Origin of the sequence: Brevundimonas sp. UBA4553, from assembly GCF_002387245.1 — a bacterium.
Taxonomy (GTDB): domain Bacteria; phylum Pseudomonadota; class Alphaproteobacteria; order Caulobacterales; family Caulobacteraceae; genus Brevundimonas.
On sequence record NZ_DGLD01000019.1, the window covers coordinates 208,490 to 228,508 of the forward strand.

The following is a 20,019-nucleotide window of genomic DNA, read 5'->3' on the forward strand; positions in this document are numbered from 1 at the left end:
GATGCATGACGCCGCGTTTCTGACGACGGCGACCCGGCACGGCGGCGGCCTGATGAAGGCCGCCGCCGCCTATCCTGACGCGCCGCGCCCTTGGCTGGACCTTTCCACTGGGATCAATCCCGAGCCTTGGCGAGGGCCCCGCGCGCCGGAGGAGGCGCTGAACCGCTTGCCCGACCCTGGCGCCCTGGGCGCTCTCGAAGCGGTCGCGGCGGCGGCGTTCGGCGCGACGCCGGATCGAACGGCGGCGACGGCCGGAGCTGAGGCGGCGATCCGCCTTCTGCCCCTGCTGCTCGGCGTGCGTTCGGTCGAGATCGTCGGTCCCACCTATGGCGCGCATGCCGAATCCTGGCGCGCGGCGGGCGTGGCGACTCGCCTGATCGCAGCGGATCAGGCGACGGTGTCGCCGGCGGGCGTGCTGGTCATTGTCAATCCGAACAACCCGGACGGTCGCCTGACGCGTCGCGCCGACCTTATTGCTATGGCCCGCGCCCGTTCGGCGGAGGGGCGCTGGCTGGTGGTGGACGAATCCTTCATCGAGTGCACGCCGGAAGAAAGCGTGTCGGATGTTGTCGAACCCGGCCTGATCGTCCTGCGCTCGTTCGGCAAGTTCTACGGACTGGCCGGGGTGCGGTTGGGTTTCACGCTCGCCGCGCCTGAACTGGTCGTGCGCCTGCGCGCGCTGCTGGGCGATTGGCCGGTCGGCGCCGACGCCCTGGCCGTGGGGCGCGGGGCCTATGCGGACAAGGCGTGGCGAGGACGAACCGTAACGGCCCTGATCGCCCGTGCGCACGGCCTCGACAGCCTGCTGGCGCGGGCGGGCTTCGAGGTTCTGGGCGGGACAAGCCTGTTTCGCATGACGCGCACGCCGCACGCGACGCGCTGGTTCCAGCACCTGTGCCGGGCAGGCATCCTGACACGACCGTTCGATCATTCGCCTGACGCCCTCCGCTTCGGCGTGCCGGCTGAGCGGGACCTGCCACGGTTGGCGCGTGCGCTGGAGGCGTTCTCGTGACGGCGACGCGGCGAGCCGCCCTGGTTGGGGCAGGGGCGGCTCTGATCTCGCTGCCCGCTCTGGCAGGCGCGTCGCCGCGGCGGGTCGTGTCGCTGAACGCCTGCCTCGACGCCATCCTGGTTCACGTCGCGGACCGGGGGCAGATCGCGGCCCTCAGCCATTATGCGCGCGAGCCCGTCGGCTCGACCATTTCCGAGGTGGCGAAAACCTTGCCCTTCACCTGGGAGACGGCGGAGGAGGTCATCGCCCTGCGGCCCGACCTGGTGCTGACCAGTCGTCACAGCGCGCTCGCCACCCGGAATGCGCTGGGCCGCATGAACATCCCGACCGAACTGTTCGCCGTCCCGGACAGCGTGGCGGCCAGTCTGGATCAGGTGCGCGAGGTGGCGCGTCTGGTCGGTCGCCCCGCTCGGGGCGAGGCCCTGACCGCCCGCATCGAAGCCGCCATCGCCGCCGCTGCGCCGCCGCCCGGATCGCGGCCGCTGAAGGCCCTGATCTATCAGCCCAACGGTTTCGCCGCCGGGCGCGGCACCCTGATGGACGAGATGATGACCCGCGCCGGCTTCGAGAACGTCGCCGGACGCTACGGGCTCGGTAAATGGGGCAATGTGCCGGTCGAGCGGCTGCTGGCCGATCCGCCTCAGGTCCTGCTCAGCGGCGTGCCGGTTCCGGGCTCCCGCACCTGGGCCGATCGGGTGATGCGCCACCCGGCGCTGGCCTCTCTGTCCGGACGGATGGTGCAGGCGAGACTGGAAGAGAAGCTGCTTTATTGCGGCGGCCCGGTCCTGATCCAGACCGCCGCCGCCCTGGCTCAGGCGCGCCGAACGGCGCTGGAGGCCCTGACATGACCTTGCCGCGTCCCCTGATCCTGATCGGGCTTTTGATCCTGATCATGGCCCTGTCGCTCGCTAGCATGAGCGCCGGTCGGGTCTGGATTCCGTGGAGCGACTGGGCGTCGCAGCGCGGCGATCCGGCCTGGGCCATCCTGTTCGAACTGCGCCTGCCGCGCACCGTCCTGGCGCTGATGGTGGGGGCGGTGTTGGGTCTGACGGGGGCGACGCTGCAAGGCTATACGCGTAATCCGCTGGCCGATCCCGGCATGCTGGGCGTCTCGACCATGGCGGCGCTGGGGGCAGTGCTGACCTTCTATCTGGGGACGGCGGCGAATGCGCCCTGGGTGTTGCCCGTCGCGGCCATGGTCGGCGCAGGCGCAGGCGTCTGCCTGCTTCTGGCCCTGGCGGGGGCGACCAGCAGCGTCGTCACCTTCATCTTGGCCGGCCTGGTGATCCAGACGATGGCCGGGGCCGGCGTGGCGCTGGCGCTGAACCTCGCCCCCAACCCCTGGGCGGTGAACGAGATCGTCAACTGGCTGATGGGCTCTCTGGCCGACCGCAGCCTGGTCGAGCTTAAGCTCGCGGCGCCAGGCATGATTGCCGGTTGCCTGTTGCTTATGACGCAGGGACGGACGCTGGACGCCCTGACGCTGGGCGAAGCGGGGGCGCGGTCGCTGGGGGTTCGGCTGGATGCGGGGCGGGCCATGCTGGCGCTGGGCGCCGCTCTGGCGGTCGGATCGGCGGTGGCGGTGACGGGGTCGATCGGCTTCGTCGGTCTGATCGTGCCGCACCTGCTGCGCCCCCTTGTCGGCGCTCGGCCCGGCGGACTGTTGCTGCCGTCCGCGCTGGGCGGCGCGGCCCTGACCCTGGCGGCGGACATTCTGGTGCGGCTGACGCCCTCGGCCGCAGAGATCAAGCTGGGCGTCGCCATGGCGGCTCTGGGCGGGCCCTTTTTCCTGGCCCTGTTGATCAGCATGAGACGGAAGCTGGCATGAGCCTTCTGACTGCGGAAAGCCTGTCCGTTCGCCTGGGCGACAAGCTCGTGCTGAACGGCGTCGGCGCGGCCTTCTCGCGCGGTCTGGTCACAGCCGTGGTGGGACCGAACGGAGCGGGAAAGTCCACCTTGCTGGATTGTCTGGCGGCCCTGCGTCGGCCGGACACCGGCCAGGTGATGCTGGACGGGAACCCGCTTCGAGACCTGCCGTCGCGTGAGCGGGCGCGGCGCATCGCCTATCTGCCCCAGAACGCGGAGATCGCCTGGGCGGTGGACGGCCGCACCTTCGTTGGTCTGGGCCGCACGCCTTATGTCGGCGCCTGGGGGCTGACCGCAGCGGACCAGACGGCCGTGGAACAGGCCATGGCCGTGACCGGGGTGGAAGCCTTCGCCGATCGTGTGGTGTCCAGTCTGTCTGGAGGAGAGCGGGCGCGGGTTCTGATTGCGCGAGCCCTGGCCGGCGATCCGCAATGGCTTCTGGCTGACGAACCTCTGGCGGGGCTCGACCCCGGCCATGTTCTGGACGCCTGCGACCTGTTCCGACGTCTGGCCGACGAGCAGGGGCGGGGAGTCATCCTGACCCTGCACGACCTCGACGCTGCCCTGCGCGTGGCGGACCGTGTGATCGTATTGGCCGAGGGGCGGGTCTTGGCGGACGGCGCGCCAGCCGAGTCCCTGTCGCCCGGAGTGCTCAAAGCCGCCTACGGCGTCGAGGCGCGAACGCTGGAGGGCGCGCGCGGCCCTGTGCTGGAGATGGTCGGTCGTGCCCGCTAGCCTGCCTACGCCCTGGATCGTCGCAGGCGCGCTCCTGGTCGAAGGGGCGGTCGGCTGGCCGCGCCGCCTGAGCCATCCGGTCGTGTGGATCGGCGGCCTGATCGCCGCCCTGGAGCGACGCTGGAACGGCGCTGAACGGCCGGCGACGACGCGACGCGCCCTCGGCGTTCTGACCTTGGCGATCCTGCTGCTGGTGGCGGGTGGAGCAGGCTGGGGCCTTGAGAAACTGGTCGCTGTCACGCCCTTCTGGTCCGGCCTGGTGCTGTTGTTGCTCTGCGGGGCGACGGGTCTGGCGGCGCGCAGCCTGTTCGACCACGTCCGCGCCGTCGCCCGCCCGCTGAAGGCGGGCGATCTGCCCGCTGCCCGCCAGGCTGTCGGCATGATCGTCGGCCGCGACGTCGGTGCGATGGACGAGGGTGAGATCGCCGCCGCCGCCCTAGAGAGCCTGGCCGAAAGCTTTTGCGACGGCGTCGTTGCGCCCGTCTTCTGGTTCGTCATCGGTGGCCTGCCGGGCCTGTTCGCCTACAAGGCGGTCAACACCGCCGACAGCATGATCGGCCACATGGAACCGCGCTGGCGCGCCTTTGGGTGGGCCGCCGCACGCGCCGACGACGTGATGAACTGGATTCCTGCGCGCATCGCCGGCGTCCTGATCGCTCTGGGCGGTGGACAGGGCTGGCGCATCATGTGGCGGGACGCCGGCAAACACGCCTCGCCCAACGCCGGCTGGCCGGAAGCCGCCATGGCGGGCGCGTTGAGGGTGCGGTTGGGCGGACCCGTTCGCTACGACGGGGTGGTCAACCACCGCCCGGATTTCGGAGACTGGGCGCCGCCTCGCGCCCACGACCTGCGCCGCGGCATGCGCGTCTACGGCGTCGCTTGCGGTCTGTTGATGCTGCTCCTGATTACTGGAGGCTTTGTGTGGCCGCAATGACCCTGGACGATCTGCTGGCCGTTCCAGCGCTGGACCGGACTCTGGAGCCAGCCCTGAAAGGCGCTATTGACGGCAAGGCCAAACCGCGGGGCGCGCTGGGCCGGATCGAGGGACTGGCCTTGACGCTAGGCCTGATCCAGCGACGGCTGAAGCCAGTTGTCGACCGCCCGACCTTGCTGGTCTTCGCCGGGGACCACGGTCTGACCCGTTCAGGCGTGGCGGCCTTCCCGTCGAGCGTCACCGTGGCCATGGTCGACACCCTGCTGGCGGGCCGCGCCACCGCGACCGCCTTCGCCCGCGCCGTCGGCGTCGAGGTCAGGGTCATCGACGCGGGGGTCGCCGCAGACCTTTCGGACCGCGAGGGGCTGATTCACGCAAAGGTCGCGTTCGGGACCGCCGATGCGTCGGTCGACGCGGCCATGACGCTGGAGCGGGCCGAGGCGGCGTTGCTGGCCGGGGGGCGGATCGCCGGGAAGGCGATCGCCAACGGCGCCGATCTGATCGGGCTGGGTGAAATGGGCATCGGCAACAGCGCCTCAGCGGCTCTGTTGATGCACCGACTGGCGCCTGCGCGGCTGGACGTCTGCGTGGGGCAGGGGGCGGGCCATTCACCGGAAGGTCTGGAGCGCAAGCGGTCGGTCCTTCATCAGGCGGCCGCTCGATCGGACGCGACGGAGCCCCTGGACGTCCTGGTCCAGTTCGGAGGGTATGAGATCGCCATGATGGCGGGGGCCTTGCTGGCGTCCGCCAAGGCCGGAGTTCCCGTGCTGATCGACGGCTTCATCGGCACGGCGGCGGCCTTGTTGGCGGTTCGACTGGCGCCTGCCGCGCGCGACTATTGCCTGTTCGCCCATGTTTCGGCCGAAGCGGGACATCGCGTGATGCTGGAGGCCATGGACGCCCGCCCGCTGCTGGCGCTGGAGATGCGTCTGGGCGAGGGGACCGGCGCGCTGCTGGCCGTGCCCCTTGTCCGGGCCGCCTGCGCCCTTCTGTCCGAGGTTGCTGAACTGTCCGACGTGCTGGAGGCGGCGCGGTGATCCGCCGCGAGACCCGCCTGTTTGTCTGCGCCGTCCAGTTCCTGACGCGTATCCCCACGCCGCAACTGGCGGGGTTTCAACCGCAATGGATCCAGCAGAGCGCGCGCTACTATCCGCTGGTGGGCCAGATCGTCGGCGGTCTGGCGGCCCTTGCCCTCTATGGTGCGGCTCAGATCTGGAGCCTCTGGATCGCGGCTCTCCTGGCGGTGGCGGCCGGCGTCGTCCTGACCGGCGGCTTTCATGAGGACGGACTGGCCGACACGGCCGACGGTCTGGGCGGCGGTCAGACCCGGGCGCGGCGCCTCGAGATCATGAAGGACAGCCGTCTGGGGTCCTATGGCGCGCTGGCGCTGGGCCTGACCCTGGCCTTGCGGGTCGCGGCGCTCTTGATGGTGTTGCAGGTGTCGGTCATGCTGGCGGCGATCACGCTGGTGGCCGCGCACGGTCTGGGGCGCGCAGCGGCGGTCGGCGCCATGGCCGTCATGCCTTATGGCGGCGATCCGGGTATGGCCAAGGAGGGCAGACCGGATCAGACCTCCTTCTTCAGTCTGACGGTCGCCGCGGTCATTGCGGTGTGGCCGCTGGCTTTTCTTCCACCGGCAGCAGGCGCCGCAGGGGTTGCGCTGGGCCTTGTGGTCGGCGCGGTTCCTGCCTGGCTGGCGTGGCGGCTGATCGGCGGGCGCACAGGGGATGTTCTGGGCGCAGTCGAGCAGGCGTTCGAGATCGGTTTCCTGCTGGCCGTCGCGGGGATGGTGGTCGGATGAAGCTGATTGTCGCGCCCCTGCATCAGGTCGCCGCCCTGGCGGTCCGCCATCGCCCGTCCCATTTGATCAGCCTTGCGTCGCCGAACCATGTCGACCCGCCTCTGGTCGACCTGACCGTGCGTCGGTTGGACCTGAGGTTCAACGACATCGCCGCGTCGCGCGAAGGCCTGATCCCGCCAAGCGAAGCGGACGTCGTCGCCTTGCTGGCCTTTGCCGACGACTGGGACGGCGCGGACCCGTTGCTCCTCCATTGCTGGGCGGGTGTCAGTCGGTCCACCGCTGCGGCCTATGCCATAGCTTGCGCTCTAACCGCGCCGGGCGGCGAGGCCGACTGGGCGCTTAGGTTGCGCCGGGCTGCGCCGACCGCCACGCCCAATCCGCTGATCGTCGCTCTGGCCGATCGCCTGCTGGGTCGTGGCGGCGCCATGGTCCGCGCCGTCGCGGCGATCGGGCGTGGAGCGGAGACGACCTGGGGCGCCGCTTTTGAACTTGATCTGCCGCCACAAGGAGTCTTGCCCCGATGACCGACGCCGATCTGAACGCTCGTCACGCCGACAAGATGAAGAAGGTCCAGGCCGCCCGCGTCCGGATGATGGCGACCAAGACGGTCGAGCGGGGCCTGGTCATCGTCCACACGGGAACCGGAAAGGGCAAGACGACGGCCGCCCTTGGAATGGTCTGCCGTATGATCGGCCACGGCATGAAGGTGTCGATCATCCAGTTCATTAAGGGAGCGATGGAGACCGGCGAGCAGAACCTGTTCGACGCCTTTCCCGATCTGGTCGAAATGCGGCCGATGGGCGAGGGCTTCACCTGGGACACCCAGGACCGCACGCGTGACATCGCCAAGGTGCGCGAGGCGTGGGAGGCAGCCAAAGCCCGCATCATGGACCCGGAATGGAAGATGGTGGTCTGCGACGAGCTGAACATCGCGCTGCGTTACGACTACCTGCCCGTTCAGGAGGTGCTCGACGTGCTGGCTTGCCGCCCCGCAGACACCCATGTCGTCATCACGGGCCGCAACGCGCCGTCGGAACTGATCGAGGCGGCCGATCTGGTCACCGACATGCAGATGGTGAAGCACCCGTTCCGCAGCGGCGTAAAAGCCCAGGCCGGAGTTGAGTTCTGATGGCGGCCCGCCTGGTCGTATGCACGACCTGCCGGGCGTCAGAAGACGCGCCTCTTGACGCTGGGGGCCGTGCCGGAGGCCAGGCGCTTCTGGACGAGGTGCTGGCGGCGGCTTCGACAGAGCTTGGGAACGTCCGGGTCGAGGGGCAGGCCTGCCTCTGGGCGTGTTCCAGCTTCTGCACCGTCTATCTGTCCGAGCCCGGCAAGCCCGCCTATCTGGCGGGGCGGTTCTCGCCGACGCCTGAGGCGGGACGCGATATCCTGGCCTTCGCACGGCTCTATGCGGCGAGCGAGAACGGAGCCGTGGCCTATCGCGATTGGCCCGAAGGCATGAAGGGCCATTTCATCGCGCGCCTGCCCGCTGATCGGTAGGACAAGATGCTACCTAGAATACCTGGGCGTTATCGCAGGATTTCTGACTTTGGGCGCGCGCGGCGAGGTGCGAGGTTGGGGACGTCGCTTCATGTGAGGCTTCCCCTCGAAACTGCGGGCCGCGCGTGCGGCCCGTGTCTTTTCTGGCTGGACCCGCGCGTCTTGAGGTCGCTTCACGTCATGCGCCGCAACGCCCTTTTCGACATTCTTTTGGTCACTGTGTTCGAGCGCATGTCGGCGCTGGCGCGGGATGCGGGAGCCATCAACCTAGGACAGGGTTTTCCGGACGGTCCTGAACCTGTGGACTTGCTGGAGCCGGCGGCCCGAGCGCTGAGCGTGCGAAGCAACCAGTATCCGCCCTCGCGCGGCCTTCCGGAACTGCGGGCGGCCGCCGCGGACTTCTATCACCGTTTCGACGGGCTTGCTCTGAAGGCAGAGAACCTCGTGGTCACTTCGGGCGCTACCGAAGCGCTCGCCGGGGATCTGATGGCCGCGATCACGCCCGGGGACGAGGTGATCGTCATCGAGCCGGCCTAAGACGCCCGAGCGCGCGGGCGGCGTCGCGCGATCTGTCATGCTGGCCCCGCCCGCGGGGCGTCTGACGTTAGAGACGGTGGAGGCGGCGGCTTGGGCGTGTCGCGAAGCGATTCCGCCTTCATCGTCGACGATCCCATCGTCACGGCGCTGCTCGGCTGGAACCAGGGCAAGTATCATCTTCAGGTCGCGGCCATGGTCAATGTGCCCATCGGCAACGACTTCCATGCTGAGCTATCACTCGAAAGGTTTTCTCCGAGGCCTCGGCGTCTTCAAGGGCAAGGTCTCGGGCGTCGTCTTCGATCCGATGGGCGGCGCGGCGCGTATGTCTTCCAATGCGCTGGAGGATTCCATGAACGTCGTCGTCGCCTACGTCCTGACCCTGATCGTCTTTGCGGTGATCGACACGGCCTGGCTGGGAACCATGGGGGATCGGCTGTACCGGCCCTTGATCGGGACCATGCTGGCGGACAAGTTCCGGATCGCGCCCGCCATCGCCTTCTACGCCATCTACGCGGCTGGACTGACCCTGTTTGCGGTCATGCCAGGATTGGCTGAGGGCGGCTGGAAGAAGGCTCTGCTCTGGGGCGGCCTGTTCGGTCTGTTCGCCTACGCCACCTATGACCTGACCAATCTGGCGACGCTCAAGACCTGGAGCCTGAAGCTGTCCCTGATCGACATGGCCTGGGGCGCCTTTGTCAGCGCCAGCGCGTCGGCGACGGCCTGCGCCCTGGCCATGCGGTTGCTGCGGACCCCGGTCTAGCCCCTGGGCGGACGGGGGAAAAAGACGCTGGTGCGCGCGGCGTAGGCGGCGAAGGCCGCGGGGCGCGACCGTCGCATATGGGCTTCCAGCAAGGGAACACCCGATACCCGTGTCAGCAGCCAGTAGATGTAGGCCGGTCCGCTCAGGGCGAGCCAGCCCCAGGGCCAGACGCCGCTGAAGTTCAGCGCGAACACCGGCCAGGCGCACCATCCCAGCCATTCGAAGAAGTAGTTGGGGTGTCGCGACCAGGCCCAGAGACCTGCATCGCACACCTGCCCCTTATGGGCGGGATCGGCCTTGAAGGCGGCGAGTTGCCGATCGGCGACGGTCTCGCCGATAACGGCGCACAACAGGATCAAGGCGGCCAGACCGTCTTGCAGCCCGAGCCCTGGCGCGGGATTGCGCGCCGCCAGCATGATGCTGAGCGCCAGGAAGGCGGCGGCGCCGGCCTGCAGCATCAGAAAACCGAACATCCGCACCTGGAAGTCCTGGCCCCAGTCCTGGCGCAGGCGGGCGTAGCGAGCATCTTCGGTTTCACTGCTGGCTCGGGCGGCGATATGCAGACCCAGACGCAGACTCCACAGGCCGATCAGCGCCGCCGTAAGCCACTGACGCGCCGATGTCGGCGTCTCGTCGATGGGAATAAGAGCAACCCCGACGCCGGCCGCGCCCAGGCCGAATGACCAGAAGACATCGGCCCACCCGCCCTGGCCTGTGCGTCTCTGCACCAGCCAGGCCGCGCTCATCACCACGATCAGAAAAAGCCCCGCCGCCCCCCAGAGCGGCAGCAGGCGGATCACAGTTTCACGAAGGGTTGCATCAACCGGCCCAGCCAGCCGTCCAGCTGGATTTCCCCGTCCAGGGCGACGACACAGAGGCAGGGCTCGTCCGACACCACGCGCGGTTGGTGAAGCGTGTCGGGGTCTGCTTCCTCCAGATCTCCGACGTCGAACCGCTCCGTTCCGGTGGCATAGGCGCCCGACAGGACGCAGGTCAGTTCAACGCCACAGTGGGTGTGTCGGGGCGTTTCGCGACCGGGATCGATCTTCAACAAAATCACCCGGCAGTCGCCGTCACGTGGCGCATGGACGTCGCGCGCCCTGATGCCGGGGCCAAGCCAGCGCCAGGGTCCGAGAGCATAGCGCCGCAAGGGTTCGGGCAACTCGGCCATGTCGTTGAGCGGCGGTGGAGCCTTGGCTTCTCCGGCGTCCGTCTCGATCCTCGCCAAAGCCCGGGCCAGGGCGTCGTCCGCCATCGGCGAGGGCGGGGTCTCCTCCAGCAGTTCCCCGCCGACGACCTGAAGGCGGCGCACCCAGGCGTCATTGGCCGGACGCAAGGCCAGGTGCGCGGCGATCACGACGGCTTCGGGCGGGCTGAGAGTCCCTGCCGCGTAGGCCAGCAGGCGCTCTTCGGAGGGATTGCGGCGCGGGTTCATTGCGACGCGTCCTCTGACGGTTCGAGAAGAAGGCGAAGTTTGATCATGGCGTTGCGGATGCGTGATTTGACGGTGCCGAGCGGCAGATCGAGCCGGCGGGCGATTTCGGAATGAGGGCTGTCCAGGAAGAAGGCGAGGCGAAGGACCTCGACCTGATCCGGCTTGAGGCGCGACAGCGCCTCGCGGACCCGTTCTGCATCCTGGGACATGGACAGGAGGGCGTCGGGGCGAGGGGGCTCTTCGCCGATCAGGTCGACCTCCGGCGTCGGCAGGGGGCGTGCATCGCGACGCAGCATGTCGAGGCGACGGTTGCGCGCGATGGTGAAGATCCAGGTGGCCGCGCGCGCCTTGCTGGCGTCAAACAGATCAGCCTTGCGCCAGACCGTCAGCATGGCGTCCTGCGCGAAATCCTCCGCTGCGCCCGGCGTCGCGCCAGACTTGATCAGCCAGGCCTTCAGGCGTGGCGCGAAATGGCTGAACAGCTGGGCGAAGGCTTCGCGATCGCGGCGCAGGGCCACCGCCTCGATCAGCCGGTCGTGCGCAAAAGCGTCATGCGAGGAGCCGTCCGCCGTCATGCGGCTCGAAACCCTTGCAGAAGATGTGAATGATGAGGCCTCGGCATGCATGGAGCCTAATACGGTTCGTGGAAATGTCTGGATCATTCGCAATCCGATCACGGCAACGGTGCGTAGACAGGCGAGCCCGCAAATGGTCGGCGGGCGCGTGCCGGAGCCCCTCATGTCGCAGTCGTCCACCCCGTCCAGAAACGGCGAACTCAGGATCGCCGTGATCGGCTCCGGCGTGGCGGCCCTGTCATCGGCCTGGCTGTTGTCTCAACGCCATCAGGTCACCCTGTACGAGAAGGCCGACCGGCTCGGCGGGCACTCCAACACCGTGACGGCCGGCGTCGCGACAGGCGATGTGGCGGTGGACACCGGGTTCATCTGCTTCAACGACGCGACCTATCCCAATCTGATCGCCCTGTTCGCGCATCTGGGCGTCCAGACCCGTGCGACCGATATGTCGTTCGCCGTCTCGCTGGACAGCGGTCGGTTCGAGTATGCTGCGCCCGGGCTTTTCGCCCAGCGCCGCAACGTCCTGCGTCCCCGCTTCTGGTCCATGCTGGGCGAAATCATGCGCTTCTACCGCGAAGCGCCCATTGATCTGGGCGGGCTGACGGGGTCCGATCTGACGCTGGGCGGTTACCTGAAGCGCGAGGGCTTCAGCGAAGCCTTCCGCGACGACCACCTGTTGCCGATGGCGGCGGCGATCTGGTCCTCGCCGGCGCACACCTTGATGGACTACCCCGCCGAGGCCTTTATCCGCTTCTGCGGCAATCATGGCCTGTTGAAGCTTGTCGGACGTCCGACGTGGCGCACGGTTGAGGGCGGCAGCCGCACCTATGTCGAGCATATGGCGCGGGCGATCGATGACGTGCGACTGAACACCGGGGTGACGGCGGTGCAGCGCACCGATCAGGGCGTGACGGTGCGCGACAGCGAGGGCGGCGTCGAACGCTTCGATCATGTGGTCATCGGCGCCCATGCCGATCAGGCCCTGGCCATGCTGGAAGAACCGACCGCGCGGGAAAAGGAACTGCTGGGCGCTTTCCGCTACAGCCGAAACCTGACGGTTCTGCACACCGACGCCGGCCTGATGCCGCAGCGCCGCCGGGCCTGGGCCAGTTGGAACTATATCGGCGCTGACGAAGGCCTGTGCGTCACCTATTGGATGAACAAGCTTCAGGGCCTGCCGGGCCAGGATATCTTCGTCACCCTGAACCCGCCGCGCCCGCCGCGCCCGGACACCCTGCTGCGCAGCGAACTGTACGAACATCCCACCTTCAACCATGCCGCCATTCAGGCCCAGAAGAAGCTGTGGAGCCTGCAGGGGAAAGGCGGCGTCTGGTTCTGCGGCGCCCATTTCGGCGCCGGCTTCCACGAAGACGGTCTGCAGTCGGGTCTGGCAGTGGCCGAGCAACTGGGCGGGGTTCGGCGCCCCTGGTCGGTCGAGAACGAGAGCGGCCGCATCCACCTGTCGTCGACGTCGCTAACAGGGGCTTTGGAGAGCGCGGCGTGACCCAGGCCTCCGCCCTCTATCGCGGCGGCGTCATGCACCGGCGATTGCGACCGAAGGTCCACGAGCTGAACTATCGTGTCTTCTGGCTGCTGCTGGATCTGGCGGAGATCGAGGGTCTTGATCGACGTCTGCGCCTGTTCTCGCGCAATCGCTTCAACCTGCTGTCCTTTCATGACCGGGACCATGGCGACGGGTCGGGGAACGCGCTACGTCCACAGATCGAAGCCTGGCTTCAGCGCGCACGCATCTCGATCAGCGGCGGGCCGATCCGTCTGCTGACCATGCCGCGCGTGCTGGGCTACGTCTTCAACCCGATCAGCGTCTATTACTGTCATCAGGTCGACGGGCGTCTGGCGGCGATCGTCTATGAGGTGACCAGCACCTTCGGCGTGCGCCACGCCTATGTCGTTCCGGTGCCGGACGAAGATCAGGCGGCAGGTCTGATCCGCCAGGCGGCGGCCAAGGCGCTCTACGTCTCGCCCTTCATGGACATGGAGATGGACTACGAGTTCCTGGGCCACACGCCGGGCCAACGGCTGGATCTGACCGTCACCGGTCTGGACGCGAAAGGGGTGCTGATCACGGCCGCCATGTCCGCCGAGCGACGGCCGCTGGCCGATCGGGAGATCTGGTCGGCCGCCATCGCCCTGCCGTTCATGACCCTCAAGGTCATGGCCGCCATCCATTGGGAGGCCTGGAAATTGTGGCTCAAGGGCGTGCGTCTCACCCGCCAGCCGCCGCCAGCGTGGGAGCCGGTGACGATCCAGCGTCAGGCGCGGGAGAGCCGCCTTGGACGATAGGTCCTCGCTCCCGGTCATCCTGTGGTTTCGACGCGATCTCCGGCTGGACGACAATCCGGCTCTGAACGCTGCGATCGCAACCGGAAGGCCGATCATCCCGCTCTACATTCTGGACGATTTCGCTGAAGGGCGGCGTCTCGGCGGCGCCTCGCGCTGGTGGCTGGATCGGTCTCTTCGGGCCTTGGCGAGCGACCTTCGAGCGCGGGGCGGGCGCCTGATCCTGCGGCGAGGAGACGCCGAGGCCGAACTGCATCGCCTGATTGCAGAGACGGGGGCCGATCGGGTCTTTATGAACCGGCGGTTCGAGCCGGACGCCTTTGCCCGGGACGCCGACATCGCACACGCCCTCAAGAGCGAGGGCGTGGAGTGTCTGGGTTTCAACGCGACGCTCCTGTGCCGGCCGGGCGCGGTGCTTAACGGGTCGGGCCTGCCGTACAAGGTGTTCACGCCGTTTCACAAGGCGCTGCTGGCGCAGGCCGAGGCGCCGCAGGCGATTGATGCGCCGGCCGCGATCAAGGTCGTGGAAGGCCTGGCCACCGAGGCGGTCGAGGACTGGTGTCTGCATCCGACCAGCCCCGACTGGTCGACCCAGTTCACGGGAACGCCTGGAGAAGCCGGCGCCCAGGCGGCGTTGGGGCAGTTCGTCGAGCAGAGGCTGAAGACTTACGCCGCCGATCGGGATCGGCCGGATCGGGCAGGGACCAGCGGCCTGTCCGCGCACCTGCACTGGGGCGAGATCAGTCCGTGGCGAGCCGTGGCGGCTGCGCGCGCCGCCGCTTCTGGAAAGGTCCCGCCGGCGGAAGCCGAGAAGTTCGTGGCCGAGATCGGCTGGCGCGAGTTCTCGGCCCATCTGCTGCATCACTTCCCCTATCTGCCCGATCGCGCCTTCAAGGCCGAGTACGACGCCATGCCGTGGCGTGACGATCCAAAGGCCTTGGCGGCGTGGAAGGCGGGGCAGACGGGCTATCCACTGGTGGACGCCGGAATGCGTCAGCTCTGGACGACGGGGACCATGCACAACCGCGTCCGGATGGTGGTCGCCTCCTTCCTGGTCAAGCATCTGATGATTGACTGGCGAGAGGGCGAAGCCTGGTTCTGGGACACGCTGTCGGACGCCGACCTGGCGAGCAATGTCCAGAATTGGCAGTGGGTCGCGGGCTCGGGCGCGGACGCCTCGCCCTATTTCCGGATCTTCAACCCGGTCGCCCAGGGCGAGAAGTTTGATCCTCGGGGAACCTATGTCCGGCGCTGGGTCCCCGAGATCGCCAGCCTGCCGGATCGTTGGATTCAGACGCCCTGGACCGCACCGCCATCGGTGCTGGCCGATGTGGGGGTGACGCTGGGGCGGGACTATCCGAAGCCGATAGTCGACCATGCCAACGCGCGCGAGCGCGCATTGGACGCTCTGAAAACGCTCGCGTCTGCATCACGGCGTGGAGACGAAGAATGACCCTTTTCTCTTCTCGGGGCTTCAGCAAGCCATGACCACCACCTTGTACGGCGTCCAGAGCCAGAAGCGGTCGCGGTCGCCTGTGTTTGACCTGCTTCTGCGCCTCCTGTCCGCGAACTGGACCTGGGGCCGCCTGACCCTGATCCTGCCTGATGGCAGCCATCATCGTTTGGTCGGTCAGCAGCCGGGCCATGCCGCCGTGATGAACATTCGCAGCTACAACTTCGCCGCGCGGGTGCTGAAGAGCGGAGATATCGGCTTCGCCGAAGGCTATATGGCGGGCGAGTGGGAGACGCCGCAGCTGGCGGTGCTGCTGGAGACCCTGGTCAACAACTACGACCACATCCGGCGCCTGTTCGACGGCAATCCGCTGATGAACGGGATCAACTGGCTGGGTCACCGGCTGAACCGGAACAGCCGTCGCGGCTCGCGTCGCAATATCCACGCCCACTATGACCTGGGCAACGACTTCTATCGTGCGTGGCTGGACCCTTCGATGACCTATTCCGCCGCGCGGTTCGAGCGGTCGGATCAGACGCTGGAGGCGGCGCAGCGGGCCAAATACGCCGCTCTGGCGCGTTTGATGGACCTGAGGGCTGGCCACAGCGTGCTCGAGATCGGATGCGGCTGGGGCGGCTTCGCCGAGTTCGCGGCGCGGGAGGTCGGAGCCGTCGTCACCGGCGTCACCATCTCTCGCGAGCAGCACGACTTCGCTCGGCGGCGTCTGTTCGAGGCCGGGCTGGCCGACAAGGCTGACATTCGCCTGGTCGACTATCGCGATGTGGAGGGTCGGTTCGATCGCGTGGCGTCGATCGAGATGTTCGAGGCGGTAGGGCGGGAATACTGGCCGACCTATTTCAGCAAGGTCCATGAGGTGCTGAAGCCGGGCGGCCGCGCCGGACTTCAGATCATCACCATCCAGGACGGGCTGTTTGAAGAATACGACGCCCGCACGGACTTCATTCAGAAGTATGTCTTCCCGGGCGGCTCGCTGCCTTCGGAGGCGAAGCTGGCGCCGGTGGTGGCGGCCGCAGGCCTGACCTGGGGCGAGACCGAGCGCTTTGGTCGCGACTACGCCGACACCCTGGCCGAATGGACGCGCCGGTTCGAGGCGGCCTGGGGCGACATCGGTCGGGCAGGGGCAGGCTTCGACGATCGCTTCCGTCGCCTGTGGCGCTTCTACCTCGCCTACTGCGAGGCTGGCTTCCGATCGGGTCGGACCGATGTGATCCAACTGGCTCTGGATCGGTCTTCCTGACGCGATCAGTCCCGTATGAAGTGGGGCAGGAAGCGCGAGGTGTTGCGGGTGATCAGGCTGGTGTCTTCGCGCAGGCTCATGCCCGCCGCCTGGTCGCCTACCACCCACGAGCCGACGATGACGTGGTTGCCGTCGAAGCTGGGCGGGTTGCAAAGGGCCTGACGGATCCAGCGGCCTTCGCCATAGCCGCCGTCGATCACCTCGGCGGCGCTGCGGCCCTGTTGGATCAGTTCGACATTGGCGCCTTCACGCGAAAACAGCGGCTTGCGGACGTAAGATGATCCTAGCGCTGAATGGGCGGCGTCGTCCTCGAAGTAGGCTTCCAGCAGGTTGGGGTGGCCCGCGTGGCGTTCCCACAGCAGGGGCAGGATGGCCTTGTTGGAGAGGATGCTCTTCCAAGCCGGTTCCAGCACCGTCACACCCGCTGTCGGCAAGGGGGCGGCGTAGTCGTCGCGCAGCATCTGCTCCCACGGATAGAGCTTGAACATCGCCTGGATGACCCAGTTCTCGTGGTCGACGAACTGGCCGTCGGCGTTCAGGCCGATCTGGTCGATGGCGACGAACTGGGGCTCCAGCCCGGCCTGCTGCGCCAGGTCTTCGAGGAAGCGCACCGTCTGCCGATCCTCGACGAAGTCGGCGTCCGAGCTGAAGTGGACGAAGCCGCCGTTCGGGAAGATGGCGCGGAAGCGGTCCACCAGCTTCTCGTGCAGGCTGTTGAACTGATCGACGTCGGCGGGCAGGACGCCGGCCTTGATCTGATCCTCCAGCCACAGCCACTGGAAGACCGCCGTCTCATAGATACTGGTGGGGGTGTCGGCGTTGTATTCGTACAGCTTGGCGGGACCCGTGCCGTCATAGGCGAAGTCGAAGCGGCCATAGAGCGACGGATCGCCCCGCTTCCAGCTCTCGGCGACGTAGTTCCGCATGGGCTCGGGGATATCGAGCTGCTCCATCAGCCGTTCGGACTGGACCGCCTCGGCGACCAGATCGAGGCACATGGCGTGAAGGTCCTCGGTAGGCGCCTCGATCCCGTCCTCGACCTCGGCCATCGTGAAGGCGTAGGCGGCGGTTTCGTCCCAGTAGAGTTCGCCGCCGGTATGACGCCAGGTGAAGCCCAGGCTGTCGGCCTGGGCGTCCCAATGGGGGCGGGGATCAAGGCGCAGACGCTGCATGGGTCAGGCGGGGTCCTTGTCGGGCGTCGATTGGCCAATGCGCGGGGTGACGATGGTCACGTCCTTCTGGGTCAGGCGGGCCAGGACGTCGTCGGCCGACGAGTGGCCGGGCAGGATGCCGGCGTCGCGCAGCTTGGCGTCCAGATCGGCGCCGGTGCGGCGGTCTTCCAGCGCCTGGTTCTCGCGCAGCTTCTCTTCCTGAACGGCCTGGCGCTGCTTGATGCGTTGCAGGCTGTCGGCGGCCGAGCCGATGCGCGACTGGGCGCCGGCGGAGTTCAGGGCCACGGAGGTCTGGGCGCGCTGAACGGACTCGTTGACCTTGACGATGTCGATCTCGCGGCGAAGCGTCTCGATCTTCTGGTCGGTCGAGGCGATGGCGGTGCGCAGGCGTGTCTCAGCCGTCTTCATGTCCTCGATCAACGGGCCGCGGCTGCTGATCTCGACTTCCAGCTCAGCGATGCGGACGGCTACCTCGCGGGCCAGATCGGTCTTGCCCTGACCCAGGGCCGACCGGGCCGAGCTTTCGTACTTGCCGATCTGCTCGTGGAAGCTGGCCATCTCGTTCTCGGCCATGCGGCGGCGCGCCACCAGACCGGCCAGGTCGTCGCGCGCCTTGCCCTGGGCGTTGTCGGCGTCGCGGATCTCCTGATCCAGGATCTTCAGCGCGTTGGCGTCGACGACGCCTTGCGCCGCGTCATGGGCGGTGCCGCGGAACAGGGCGGAGAGTTTTCTGAGCATGGACATGGTCGGGTTCCCGGATCAGGCGGCGTCGGCGCCGAAGGTTTCACGCAGTTCGGTGGCGTCGATGGCGTTTTCCGCCAGGGTGCGCAACTCGATCAGAATGGTCTGCAGCGTCGTCTTGCACGACAGTTCGCCCATCAGCTCATAGACGTCCTCGCCGCCGACGTTTGTGATGGCGAAGTTGGATAGCGGCACCACGCGCTGGGCCTTCAGCAGGAACTCGTTGAAGGCGTGGCGGTCGGCCTGTTCGGCCACGGGCCACAGCAGGACCGAGCAGACGATTTGGGCGCCGCCGACGCTGAGATAGACGGGCAGGTCGCCATATTCATGCATGGTGGCCAGCAGCACCGGTTCGGCGCCTTCCAGCACGCGCAGGGTCATCTCGCCGTCGCGGACCAGGGGCGAGGCGTCCAGCGCCGTCTTGATGGCCGGCACGGTCCAGGGGGTTTCGATCACGGCGTCCATGTGGTGGTCGTCTCCAGAGATGATGAGATCAGAAGTGGGGCGGCGCGCCCCGCCGGCAAGGTGGCGGCCGGCAAGATGGGGCCCGCGCGTCGAATCGGTCACGATGGCGCGGACGGCGGCCTTCACATCCTCACGCGCGGCCTCGGGCACCCAGAGTTCCAGCTTGACCAGACCGGCCTCGCGACGCGCTTGTCGCCACGCACGAATGCGTTCGGTCGCGGCGGAGGAGGGGGCGGGCGGTGTGCTCATGTTTCATGTAACGCGTAACATGAACGCTTGACATCGGGCAATCCAGCACGGAATTTCAGGCCATGATCCGCATCATTCGGTCGCACCTTCCCTGTCCACTCGCCGTCGGCTCGCAGCGGGGCTAGATAGTCGCCCATGTTCAAGAAACTTTTCGGACAGTCGGACAAGAGCGAACCCGCGTCACGGCTGGCGACGGTGCGAAACATCACCGTGGGCCGCACGGTGGCGCTGGATCCTCTGGCCTGGCGTCGTCTGGGCGACGAGACGCATTTCACCCTCGACCGCGACGTGCTGGACATCACGGCGCAGGGCCTGGTCAGTCTGGACGGCGGGCAGTACGTGCACCGCTTCTACACCGACGATCATGTGATGCTTCAGGCCATGAGCGACGACGCAGCGGGCGCCGAAAGCTATGACTTCAGCCTGTTCGTGCCCTGGACCTCGGCCTATCCGCCGGGCGAGCGCGAGCGCCGCATCTGGCGAGACCGGCTGTCGGCGCCGGTCTTCCACGGCGCGGCCGAGGATTTGCCTGACTATCCGCGCTTCTGGTTCGCCGAGAGCGACGCCATCCAGCCGCCCGTCACCCTGTGGGAGACGATCTGGGACGACCGCGCGGCGGCGACGCCCTATGCCAAGATTTTCCAGACCTGCATGCTGTACGGTCGCGACCTGGCGGGCGGTCGTGAACTGATGATCGCCCTGGAACAGCAGCCCGAGGGCGGCGAGACGACACACGAAATCATGATCGGCATTCCGCTGGAAATGGCCGAGTTCCGCGCCTGACGGCGCCTGGGGAGACGCAAGACATGTTCGACTGGTTCACGTTTCAGCAGGGGGCGATCGCCTTCCTCATCGCCTTCGCCATGGCCGGCGCCTTCACCTTGGCGTTCAAGCTGATCTACCAGTGGGTCACGCCCTATCACGAGCATATGCTGATCCGGGAGGGCAACACCGCCGCCTCGATCGCCCTGGGCGGCGCATTGATAGGCTACGTCCTGCCTCTCGCCTCGGCTCTGTCGCACACCGTCAGCCTGATGGAATTCGCGGCCTGGGCGCTGCTGGCCGGCGTCATCCAGATCGTGGTGTTCGTCGCCATCAGCCGCATGGCCTTCCGCAACCTGGTGGTCCGCATCGAAGCGGGGGAGATCGCAGCGGCTGTCTATCTGGCCTCCATCTCCATCTGCGTCGGCCTGCTGAACGCCGCCTGCATGACGGCGTGAGCGCG

24 protein-coding genes are annotated in these 20,019 nt (G+C 67.6%); 18 read left to right on the forward strand and 6 right to left on the reverse strand.

Going from position 1 to position 20,019, the window contains the following annotated elements; genetic code table 11:
- Position 1 precedes the first annotated feature (1 nt).
- The 12 genes from cobD (at position 2) to B4A39_RS13510 (ending at position 9,145) form a co-directional block, all read left to right on the forward strand.
- The gene (cobD, locus tag B4A39_RS13455) at positions 2-1,012 is read left to right on the forward strand and encodes a threonine-phosphate decarboxylase CobD (protein WP_292037023.1); all 1,011 of its coding nucleotides are present in this window, start codon (positions 2-4) and stop codon (positions 1,010-1,012) included.
- Positions 1,009-1,860 carry an ABC transporter substrate-binding protein gene (locus B4A39_RS13460; protein WP_292037024.1) on the forward strand — a complete coding sequence of 284 codons (852 nt, stop codon included), beginning with the start codon at positions 1,009-1,011 and terminating at the stop codon, positions 1,858-1,860. Before cobD ends, B4A39_RS13460 begins: the two co-directional genes overlap by 4 nt.
- Complete coding sequence (locus B4A39_RS13465; protein ID WP_292037025.1) at positions 1,857-2,840, forward strand: FecCD family ABC transporter permease; 984 nt, start codon at positions 1,857-1,859, stop codon at positions 2,838-2,840. The genes B4A39_RS13460 and B4A39_RS13465 overlap by 4 nt, the downstream gene beginning before the upstream one ends.
- A complete protein-coding gene (locus B4A39_RS13470; RefSeq protein WP_292037026.1) occupies positions 2,837-3,613 on the forward strand; it encodes an ABC transporter ATP-binding protein in 777 nt (258 codons plus the stop codon). Before B4A39_RS13465 ends, B4A39_RS13470 begins: the two co-directional genes overlap by 4 nt.
- Positions 3,603-4,547: an adenosylcobinamide-phosphate synthase CbiB gene (cbiB, locus tag B4A39_RS13475; RefSeq protein WP_292037027.1), complete on the forward strand. Its 945-nt coding sequence runs from the start codon at positions 3,603-3,605 to the stop codon at positions 4,545-4,547. Before B4A39_RS13470 ends, cbiB begins: the two co-directional genes overlap by 11 nt.
- Complete coding sequence (gene cobT, locus B4A39_RS13480; protein ID WP_292037348.1) at positions 4,544-5,584, forward strand: nicotinate-nucleotide--dimethylbenzimidazole phosphoribosyltransferase; 1,041 nt, start codon at positions 4,544-4,546, stop codon at positions 5,582-5,584. Before cbiB ends, cobT begins: the two co-directional genes overlap by 4 nt.
- Positions 5,581-6,348, forward strand: a complete 768-nt coding sequence (locus B4A39_RS13485; protein ID WP_292037028.1) for an adenosylcobinamide-GDP ribazoletransferase — start codon at positions 5,581-5,583, stop codon at positions 6,346-6,348. Before cobT ends, B4A39_RS13485 begins: the two co-directional genes overlap by 4 nt.
- Positions 6,345-6,872: a tyrosine phosphatase family protein gene (locus tag B4A39_RS13490; RefSeq protein WP_292037029.1), complete on the forward strand. Its 528-nt coding sequence runs from the start codon at positions 6,345-6,347 to the stop codon at positions 6,870-6,872. The genes B4A39_RS13485 and B4A39_RS13490 overlap by 4 nt, the downstream gene beginning before the upstream one ends.
- Positions 6,869-7,477, forward strand: a complete 609-nt coding sequence (cobO, locus tag B4A39_RS13495) for a cob(I)yrinic acid a,c-diamide adenosyltransferase (protein WP_292037030.1) — start codon at positions 6,869-6,871, stop codon at positions 7,475-7,477. The genes B4A39_RS13490 and cobO overlap by 4 nt, the downstream gene beginning before the upstream one ends.
- Entirely contained in the window at positions 7,477-7,848 is a 372-nt protein-coding gene (locus tag B4A39_RS13500) for a DUF1636 domain-containing protein (RefSeq protein ID WP_292037031.1), read from the forward strand. The genes cobO and B4A39_RS13500 overlap by 1 nt, the downstream gene beginning before the upstream one ends.
- 180 nt (positions 7,849-8,028) lie before the next feature.
- Positions 8,029-8,385 carry an aminotransferase class I/II-fold pyridoxal phosphate-dependent enzyme gene (locus B4A39_RS13505; RefSeq protein ID WP_292037032.1) on the forward strand — a complete coding sequence of 119 codons (357 nt, stop codon included), beginning with the start codon at positions 8,029-8,031 and terminating at the stop codon, positions 8,383-8,385.
- Between the two features lie 223 nt (positions 8,386-8,608).
- Positions 8,609-9,145 carry a DUF2177 family protein gene (locus B4A39_RS13510; protein WP_292037033.1) on the forward strand — a complete coding sequence of 179 codons (537 nt, stop codon included), beginning with the start codon at positions 8,609-8,611 and terminating at the stop codon, positions 9,143-9,145.
- On the opposite strand, the gene B4A39_RS13515 is transcribed toward B4A39_RS13510, so the two are convergent.
- From B4A39_RS13515 to B4A39_RS13525, 3 genes are read right to left on the reverse strand one after another with little or no spacing between them, the layout of a single operon-like run.
- Positions 9,142-9,945, reverse strand: a complete 804-nt coding sequence (locus tag B4A39_RS13515; RefSeq protein ID WP_292037034.1) for a DUF1295 domain-containing protein — start codon at positions 9,943-9,945, stop codon at positions 9,142-9,144. The genes B4A39_RS13510 and B4A39_RS13515 overlap by 4 nt on opposite strands.
- Positions 9,942-10,580, reverse strand: a complete 639-nt coding sequence (locus tag B4A39_RS13520; RefSeq protein WP_292037035.1) for a ChrR family anti-sigma-E factor — start codon at positions 10,578-10,580, stop codon at positions 9,942-9,944. Before B4A39_RS13520 ends, B4A39_RS13515 begins: the two co-directional genes overlap by 4 nt.
- On the reverse strand, positions 10,577-11,155 hold the full coding sequence (locus B4A39_RS13525; protein WP_292037036.1) for a sigma-70 family RNA polymerase sigma factor: 579 nt from the start codon (positions 11,153-11,155) through the stop codon (positions 10,577-10,579). The genes B4A39_RS13520 and B4A39_RS13525 overlap by 4 nt, the downstream gene beginning before the upstream one ends.
- A 163-nt stretch (positions 11,156-11,318) precedes the next feature.
- Between B4A39_RS13525 and B4A39_RS13530 the strand changes: the two genes are divergently transcribed.
- Genes B4A39_RS13530 through B4A39_RS13545 form a run of 4 tightly spaced genes read left to right on the forward strand, consistent with a single transcriptional unit; the run spans position 11,319 to position 16,167 of the window.
- Complete coding sequence (locus B4A39_RS13530) at positions 11,319-12,659, forward strand: NAD(P)/FAD-dependent oxidoreductase (RefSeq protein WP_292037037.1); 1,341 nt, start codon at positions 11,319-11,321, stop codon at positions 12,657-12,659.
- Positions 12,656-13,459 (forward strand): DUF1365 domain-containing protein, encoded by an 804-nt coding sequence (locus tag B4A39_RS13535; RefSeq protein ID WP_292037038.1) that lies wholly within the window; start codon positions 12,656-12,658, stop codon positions 13,457-13,459. The genes B4A39_RS13530 and B4A39_RS13535 overlap by 4 nt, the downstream gene beginning before the upstream one ends.
- The gene (locus B4A39_RS13540) at positions 13,449-14,909 is read left to right on the forward strand and encodes a cryptochrome/photolyase family protein (RefSeq protein ID WP_292037039.1); all 1,461 of its coding nucleotides are present in this window, start codon (positions 13,449-13,451) and stop codon (positions 14,907-14,909) included. Before B4A39_RS13535 ends, B4A39_RS13540 begins: the two co-directional genes overlap by 11 nt.
- 31 nt (positions 14,910-14,940) lie before the next feature.
- The gene (locus B4A39_RS13545) at positions 14,941-16,167 is read left to right on the forward strand and encodes an SAM-dependent methyltransferase (protein ID WP_292037040.1); all 1,227 of its coding nucleotides are present in this window, start codon (positions 14,941-14,943) and stop codon (positions 16,165-16,167) included.
- Positions 16,168-16,172: 5 nt separating this feature from the next.
- Here the strand turns inward: B4A39_RS13545 and B4A39_RS13550 are convergent, their stop codons facing one another.
- Genes B4A39_RS13550 through B4A39_RS13560 form a run of 3 tightly spaced genes read right to left on the reverse strand, consistent with a single transcriptional unit; the run spans position 16,173 to position 18,794 of the window.
- A complete protein-coding gene (locus B4A39_RS13550; RefSeq protein ID WP_292037041.1) occupies positions 16,173-17,339 on the reverse strand; it encodes a glutathionylspermidine synthase family protein in 1,167 nt (388 codons plus the stop codon).
- Between the two features lie 3 nt (positions 17,340-17,342).
- Complete coding sequence (locus B4A39_RS13555; protein WP_292037042.1) at positions 17,343-18,083, reverse strand: PspA/IM30 family protein; 741 nt, start codon at positions 18,081-18,083, stop codon at positions 17,343-17,345.
- A gap of 15 nt (positions 18,084-18,098) precedes the next feature.
- Positions 18,099-18,794 (reverse strand): YjfI family protein, encoded by a 696-nt coding sequence (locus B4A39_RS13560; protein ID WP_292037043.1) that lies wholly within the window; start codon positions 18,792-18,794, stop codon positions 18,099-18,101.
- A 135-nt stretch (positions 18,795-18,929) separates the two neighbouring features.
- Here B4A39_RS13560 and B4A39_RS13565 point away from each other — a divergent pair, with 135 nt between their 5' ends.
- Together B4A39_RS13565 and B4A39_RS13570 are read left to right on the forward strand one after the other, a co-directional pair.
- Complete coding sequence (locus tag B4A39_RS13565; protein ID WP_292037044.1) at positions 18,930-19,577, forward strand: DUF2491 family protein; 648 nt, start codon at positions 18,930-18,932, stop codon at positions 19,575-19,577.
- A 23-nt stretch (positions 19,578-19,600) separates the two neighbouring features.
- Positions 19,601-20,014 carry a DUF350 domain-containing protein gene (locus B4A39_RS13570; protein ID WP_292037045.1) on the forward strand — a complete coding sequence of 138 codons (414 nt, stop codon included), beginning with the start codon at positions 19,601-19,603 and terminating at the stop codon, positions 20,012-20,014.
- Positions 20,015-20,019 lie beyond the last annotated feature (5 nt).

What these genes read in the sequence shown, in the direction of transcription:
- B4A39_RS13490 (WP_292037029.1), top strand. Translation starts at nt 6,345, where the DNA reads ATGAAGCTGATTGTCGCGCCCCTGCATCAGGTCGCCGCCCTGGCGGTC.
- cobT (WP_292037348.1), top strand. Translation starts at nt 4,544, where the DNA reads ATGACCCTGGACGATCTGCTGGCCGTTCCAGCGCTGGACCGGACTCTG.
- B4A39_RS13570 (WP_292037045.1), top strand. Translation starts at nt 19,601, where the DNA reads ATGTTCGACTGGTTCACGTTTCAGCAGGGGGCGATCGCCTTCCTCATC.
- B4A39_RS13560 (WP_292037043.1), bottom strand. Translation starts at nt 18,794, where the DNA reads ATGAGCACACCGCCCGCCCCCTCCTCCGCCGCGACCGAACGCATTCGT.
- B4A39_RS13530 (WP_292037037.1), top strand. Translation starts at nt 11,319, where the DNA reads ATGTCGCAGTCGTCCACCCCGTCCAGAAACGGCGAACTCAGGATCGCC.
- B4A39_RS13525 (WP_292037036.1), bottom strand. Translation starts at nt 11,155, where the DNA reads ATGACGGCGGACGGCTCCTCGCATGACGCTTTTGCGCACGACCGGCTG.
- B4A39_RS13555 (WP_292037042.1), bottom strand. Translation starts at nt 18,083, where the DNA reads ATGTCCATGCTCAGAAAACTCTCCGCCCTGTTCCGCGGCACCGCCCAT.
- B4A39_RS13565 (WP_292037044.1), top strand. Translation starts at nt 18,930, where the DNA reads ATGTTCAAGAAACTTTTCGGACAGTCGGACAAGAGCGAACCCGCGTCA.
- B4A39_RS13500 (WP_292037031.1), top strand. Translation starts at nt 7,477, where the DNA reads ATGGCGGCCCGCCTGGTCGTATGCACGACCTGCCGGGCGTCAGAAGAC.
- B4A39_RS13465 (WP_292037025.1), top strand. Translation starts at nt 1,857, where the DNA reads ATGACCTTGCCGCGTCCCCTGATCCTGATCGGGCTTTTGATCCTGATC.
- B4A39_RS13550 (WP_292037041.1), bottom strand. Translation starts at nt 17,339, where the DNA reads ATGCAGCGTCTGCGCCTTGATCCCCGCCCCCATTGGGACGCCCAGGCC.
- B4A39_RS13520 (WP_292037035.1), bottom strand. Translation starts at nt 10,580, where the DNA reads ATGAACCCGCGCCGCAATCCCTCCGAAGAGCGCCTGCTGGCCTACGCG.
- B4A39_RS13470 (WP_292037026.1), top strand. Translation starts at nt 2,837, where the DNA reads ATGAGCCTTCTGACTGCGGAAAGCCTGTCCGTTCGCCTGGGCGACAAG.
- cobO (WP_292037030.1), top strand. Translation starts at nt 6,869, where the DNA reads ATGACCGACGCCGATCTGAACGCTCGTCACGCCGACAAGATGAAGAAG.
- B4A39_RS13505 (WP_292037032.1), top strand. Translation starts at nt 8,029, where the DNA reads ATGCGCCGCAACGCCCTTTTCGACATTCTTTTGGTCACTGTGTTCGAG.
- B4A39_RS13545 (WP_292037040.1), top strand. Translation starts at nt 14,941, where the DNA reads ATGACCACCACCTTGTACGGCGTCCAGAGCCAGAAGCGGTCGCGGTCG.
- cobD (WP_292037023.1), top strand. Translation starts at nt 2, where the DNA reads ATGCATGACGCCGCGTTTCTGACGACGGCGACCCGGCACGGCGGCGGC.
- B4A39_RS13510 (WP_292037033.1), top strand. Translation starts at nt 8,609, where the DNA reads ATGCTGAGCTATCACTCGAAAGGTTTTCTCCGAGGCCTCGGCGTCTTC.